Genomic DNA, 4,225 nt, shown 5'->3' with positions numbered 1-4,225 from the left:
CTTCTCCAGGGCGTACTCCGGGTCGTCCCCGCCGCCCTTCACCCCCGCGTCGGCCTCCGCGATCGCGCGCAGCGCGAGCGCGACCCCGTCGGGCGTCCAGCCCCGCATCTGCTGCCGCACGCGGTCGATCTTCCACGGCGGCATGCCCAGCTCCCGCGCCAGATCCGCCGGCCGGCCGCCCCGCGCCGAGGACAGCTTGCCGATCGCCCGCACGCCCTGCGCCAACGCGCTCGTGATCAGCACCGGCGCGACCCCGGTCGAGAGCGACCACCGCAGGGCCTCCAGGGCCTCCGCCGCGCGTCCCTCGACCGCCCGGTCCGCGATGTTGAAGGAGGACGCCTCGGCGCGGCCGGTGTAGTACCGCCCCACGACGGCCTCGTCGATCGTCCCGTCCACGTCGGACGTGAGCTGCGCGACCGCGGACGCGAGCTCCCGCAGGTCGCTGCCGATGGAGTCGACGAGGGCCTGGCAGGCCTCGGGCGTGGCCGAACGCCCCAGCGTCCGGAACTCCTGCCGCACGAACGTCAGCCGTTCCGCCGGCTTCGTCGTCTTCGGGCAGGCCACCTCCCGCGCCCCCGCCTTCCGCGCGGCGTCGAGCAGCCCCTTGCCCTTGGCACCACCGGCGTGGAGCAGGACGAGCGAGATGTCCTCGACGGGGTCGCCGAGGTACGCCTTGACGTCCTTGATCGAGTCGGCGGACAGGTCCTGCGCGTTCCGCACGACCAGCACCTTGCGCTCGGCGAACAGGGACGGACTGGTGAGTTCCGCCAGCGAGCCGGGCTGGAGCTGGTCGGACGTGAGGTCGCGGACGTCCGTGTCGGCGTCGGCGGCCCGCGCGGCCGACACCACCGCCTGGACGACACGGTCGAGGAGCAGGTCCTCCTGCCCCACGGCGATCGTCACGGGGCCGAGGAGGTCTTCGGGGGATGTCTTTCTGGTGGCCATCGCGGTCCAGCATCCCACGGACCACTGACAGCGCGGCGATGCCCGAGAATGGCCGGGTGAGCGAACGACACGTACTGGTACTCCCCGACCGCGACGCCGCCGAGGAGGTCGCCGGCGAACTCCCCGACCGCTTCGGCGTGGCCGAGGAGCCGCAGCTCGTCCGGGACTCCCTGGCCGGGGAGGACGACGCCGAGGACGCCCAGTGGCTGGTGGTCGTCGAGGACCCGGACGGCCGCCTCGACCCCTCGGCCCTGGACTCCCTGGCGGAGGAGTACGAGGGCTGGCTGGAAGCCCCCTAGGGCCTGTCGTCACACTCCGCCGCGAACGACCGGCAGCGCGTCGAGCTCGATCCCGAACAGGTCCCGGTACGCGCCCCGCACCTCGTCGTCGCCGTCGAGCACGCGCTCGTCCCGCCCGCTTCCGGTCCGCGTGATCAGCTTCCGGTCGCTGAGCGTGATCCGGCCCTCCTCGGTCAGCAGGGAGCAGACGAGACTCCGCGGGAAGTGCGAGTCGGGCGAGGTCCGGTGGTACCAGGCGCCGGCCGTGAAGTCGGCGAGCCGGCGCGGCCGGACCTCCATCCGGTACTGGGGCTTGCCGTCCCGCAGGACGTCGACATCACCCTCGGGGGTGTCCACGAGCCGGAAGACGCCGCCCGGGTCGGCCTGGTCCTCGCGGTCGTCGTACCGGACCGGGAAGTGGCTGTGGTCGCCGAAGCCGACGTCGGCGAGCAGACGCTTCCCGTCCGCCGTCTCCACGAGCAGCGCCATGTGGTCGTACGGGATGCCCGGCCTCCCCTCCGGCCCGATGACCCGCGCCTGGAGCAGCGACACCCGGTAGCCGAGCCCCCGCAGCAGCACGGCGAACGCCGTGTTGACCTCGTAGCAGAACCCCCCTCGGTGCGCGCCGATCACCTTGTCGAGCAGGGCCTTCTCCTCCAGGACGATGTCCTCGCCGAGGTGGATGGAGAGGTTCTCGAACGGCACGGTCCGCAGATGACGCAGCTGCAGGTCGCGCAGGGCGTCCGCGTCCGCGCGCTCCGGCCGCTCCGCGCCGATGCGCCGGAGGTAGGCCCGGACGTCCTCGGGCGCGGGGACGAAGTCCTCGCCGGGGGCCGGGGCGGCGGAGGGAGCCGTGGAGGCGGAGGGCTCAGAGGGATCCGGGTGCCCGGAGGGGTCGGCAGGCTCGGAGGGGTCGGGAGCCGTCGGTCGCGTGGTCATGCGGCCAGTCTGCCCGGTCAGCCGTCCCCTCTCGTCGCCTGTCCGACGGACTCCGACTCCTCTTTCGGGGAGGGGAGTTCCCGCGTCCGCGGCAGCGGCGAGGGCAGCAGCCACAGCACGGCGAAGACGGCTCCCACGGTGGCGACCCACAGCGTCGGCCGCAGCCCGATCGCGGTGCCGAGGAAGCCGCCGGCGAGCGCGCCGAGCGGACGGAAGCCGTGGTTGAGCGTCCGGAAGGCTCCCATCACCCGGGCCCGCACGGCGTCGGGTATCAGCGCCATCTGGAACGACCCCGCGGCGATGTCGACGATCATCACGCCGACGCAGGAGAGGAACTCGGCCACGAACAGCACGAGCACCACGAGCAGCAACGGTCCGTCGGCGAGGGGGATCAGAACGAGGGGCAGGGTGAACCCGAGGAAGCCCGCGACCAGCGAGCCCCCGATGCCGATCCGCCGGACGACGGCCCCGCTGACGACCGCCCCGAGGAGGCCGCCCACGGCGCCCGCTCCGAGGACGAGGCCGAGCAGTCCGGCGCCGAGGCCGAGGTCGGTGGTCGCGTAGAGCACGAAGAGGGTGTGGAACATGTAGTTGAAGAACTGGACCGTCCCGGAGGCGGCGAACAGCGCCCGCATCGACCGCTCCCGGACCACCCAGCGCAGCCCCTCGGTGAAGTGCCCCTTGGCCACGGGAGCCGGCGGGGGCTCCACGGGTTTGATCCGGGCCAGGTATCCGGCCGACACCAGATAGGTCAGGGCGTCCGCGACCAGGGCGAAGGGGGCGGTGAGGAACTGCACGAGCAGTCCGCCGATCCCGGGTCCCGCCAGCCAGGCCGTCGAACGGCTGCCGTTCACCAGCGAGTGCGCCTGCACATAGCGCTCGGTGGGCACGAGTGCGACGAACAGCGTGGTGTTGCAGACCTCGAAGAGCACGGTGAGCGCGCCGATCCCGAACGCCACCACGTACAGCTGGGTGAGCGTCAGCAGGCCGAGCAGGTGGGCCACGGGAAGGCTCAGGACGAGCGCCGCCCGCCCGATGTCGGCCGCGATCATTGCCCGTCTGCGGCTGGCCTGCCGGTCGGCCCAGGCGCCGAACGGCAGGTTGAGCAGCAGCGCGGGCAGGAGCTCGGCGGCCTTGAGCCAGCCCATGGCGGCGGCGTCGGCGCCGAGCACGAGGACGGCGGCGAGCGGTATCGCCATGAGGGATATCTGGTCCCCGGCGAGGGAGATGGTCTGACCGGTCCAGTAGTTCCGGAAGGTCCGCTCGCGGAGCAGTGCCGGGACGCGTTCCACGAGAGCCATTCCGTTCACTCCTTCTCACTGTCGGGGACGTCGGGATCGAGGTAGGCGATCCGCAGGACGCTGACGGGCCTGGCGCCCTCCGGGCGGAGGGAAGGGTCGGAGGCGCGCGCCTCGTACGGCCGGAGCAGGGCGTCGATGCCTGCTCCGAGTTCGGTCAGTTCCTCATGGGTGAGGTGGAGCAGGGAGTCGCCGAACTGCTCGGCCTCGCGCCACTCCCTCGGCAGCAGATGCCGCTTCTCCATGGCTCGGGTGATCCGCTCGAAGTACAGCTCGGCGGCGGCGGCGCTCAGCGCGTCGGCGGCCTGGGCGACCGAGGGGTCCTCGCTGTAATCCGGCCACTCCGTGTAGCGGGCCGTGGCCTGCCAGGGCTTCTCGCGTCCCCGACCGCCCGGTGCCTCCTCCACGAGGCCGTACTTGGCGAGTATCCGCAGGTGGTACGAGCAGCTGGCCACGGACTCGCCGGTCAGCTCGGCGGCCCGGGTGGCGGTGAAAGGTCCGCTGCTGCGCAGCAGCCCCACCAGCGTCATCCGCAACGGGTGGGCGTAGGCCCGCAGGGCTCGCGGGTCGGTGAGTCGGACAGTACGGGGCTGCTCGCCCCCGGATCGCGGGTCGATGATCTCCTCCGGCATGATGAAAAGGTATCTTTAGAAAGACTTCTTTACAAGCGTCTGACTCCTGGAAACCGCCGCCGCTCGCACGGTCACCCGTCGGGCCGTCACCCGTCGGGCGGTCGCCCTCCCCGTCGAGCCGTCACCCTCCCCC

General features: G+C 72.2%; 5 protein-coding genes. 1 reads left to right on the top strand and 4 read right to left on the bottom strand.

Annotation, left to right across the window (positions count from 1 at the left end):
• Positions 1 to 945, bottom strand: a 945-nt coding sequence (gene holA, locus EAO70_RS09965) for a DNA polymerase III subunit delta (RefSeq protein WP_148002651.1), incomplete at its 3' end; no start/stop codon positions are given.
• A 38-nt stretch (positions 946 to 983) separates the two neighbouring features.
• Here holA and EAO70_RS09960 point away from each other — a divergent pair.
• The gene (locus EAO70_RS09960) at positions 984 to 1,244 is read left to right on the top strand and encodes a hypothetical protein (protein WP_383432328.1); all 261 of its coding nucleotides are present in this window, start codon (positions 984 to 986) and stop codon (positions 1,242 to 1,244) included.
• A gap of 9 nt (positions 1,245 to 1,253) precedes the next feature.
• Here EAO70_RS09960 and EAO70_RS09955 read toward each other — a convergent pair whose 3' ends face one another.
• The 3 genes from EAO70_RS09955 to EAO70_RS09945 are packed head-to-tail and all read right to left on the bottom strand — an operon-like array spanning position 1,254 to position 4,092.
• Positions 1,254 to 2,162 (bottom strand): arylamine N-acetyltransferase family protein, encoded by a 909-nt coding sequence (locus EAO70_RS09955; protein ID WP_148002649.1) that lies wholly within the window; start codon positions 2,160 to 2,162, stop codon positions 1,254 to 1,256.
• A 17-nt stretch (positions 2,163 to 2,179) separates the two neighbouring features.
• Positions 2,180 to 3,463 (bottom strand): MFS transporter, encoded by a 1,284-nt coding sequence (locus tag EAO70_RS09950; protein WP_261992789.1) that lies wholly within the window; start codon positions 3,461 to 3,463, stop codon positions 2,180 to 2,182.
• A gap of 5 nt (positions 3,464 to 3,468) precedes the next feature.
• A complete protein-coding gene (locus tag EAO70_RS09945) occupies positions 3,469 to 4,092 on the bottom strand; it encodes a winged helix-turn-helix domain-containing protein (RefSeq protein ID WP_148002647.1) in 624 nt (207 codons plus the stop codon).
• Positions 4,093 to 4,225: the final 133 nt, after the last annotated feature.

It is taken from the genome of Streptomyces sp. adm13(2018) (genome assembly GCF_008042145.1).
In the GTDB taxonomy this organism is placed as follows: Bacteria; Actinomycetota; Actinomycetes; order Streptomycetales; family Streptomycetaceae; genus Streptomyces.
Note: the sequence above shows the minus strand (reverse complement) of the source record. Positions and strands in the feature narration are given on the sequence as shown.

Coding starts and splice junctions, on each gene's coding strand:
- EAO70_RS09960 (WP_383432328.1), top strand. CDS start 984: ATGCCCGAGAATGGCCGGGTGAGCGAACGACACGTACTGGTACTCCCC.
- EAO70_RS09955 (WP_148002649.1), bottom strand. CDS start 2,162: ATGACCACGCGACCGACGGCTCCCGACCCCTCCGAGCCTGCCGACCCC.
- EAO70_RS09950 (WP_261992789.1), bottom strand. CDS start 3,463: ATGGCTCTCGTGGAACGCGTCCCGGCACTGCTCCGCGAGCGGACCTTC.
- EAO70_RS09945 (WP_148002647.1), bottom strand. CDS start 4,092: ATGCCGGAGGAGATCATCGACCCGCGATCCGGGGGCGAGCAGCCCCGT.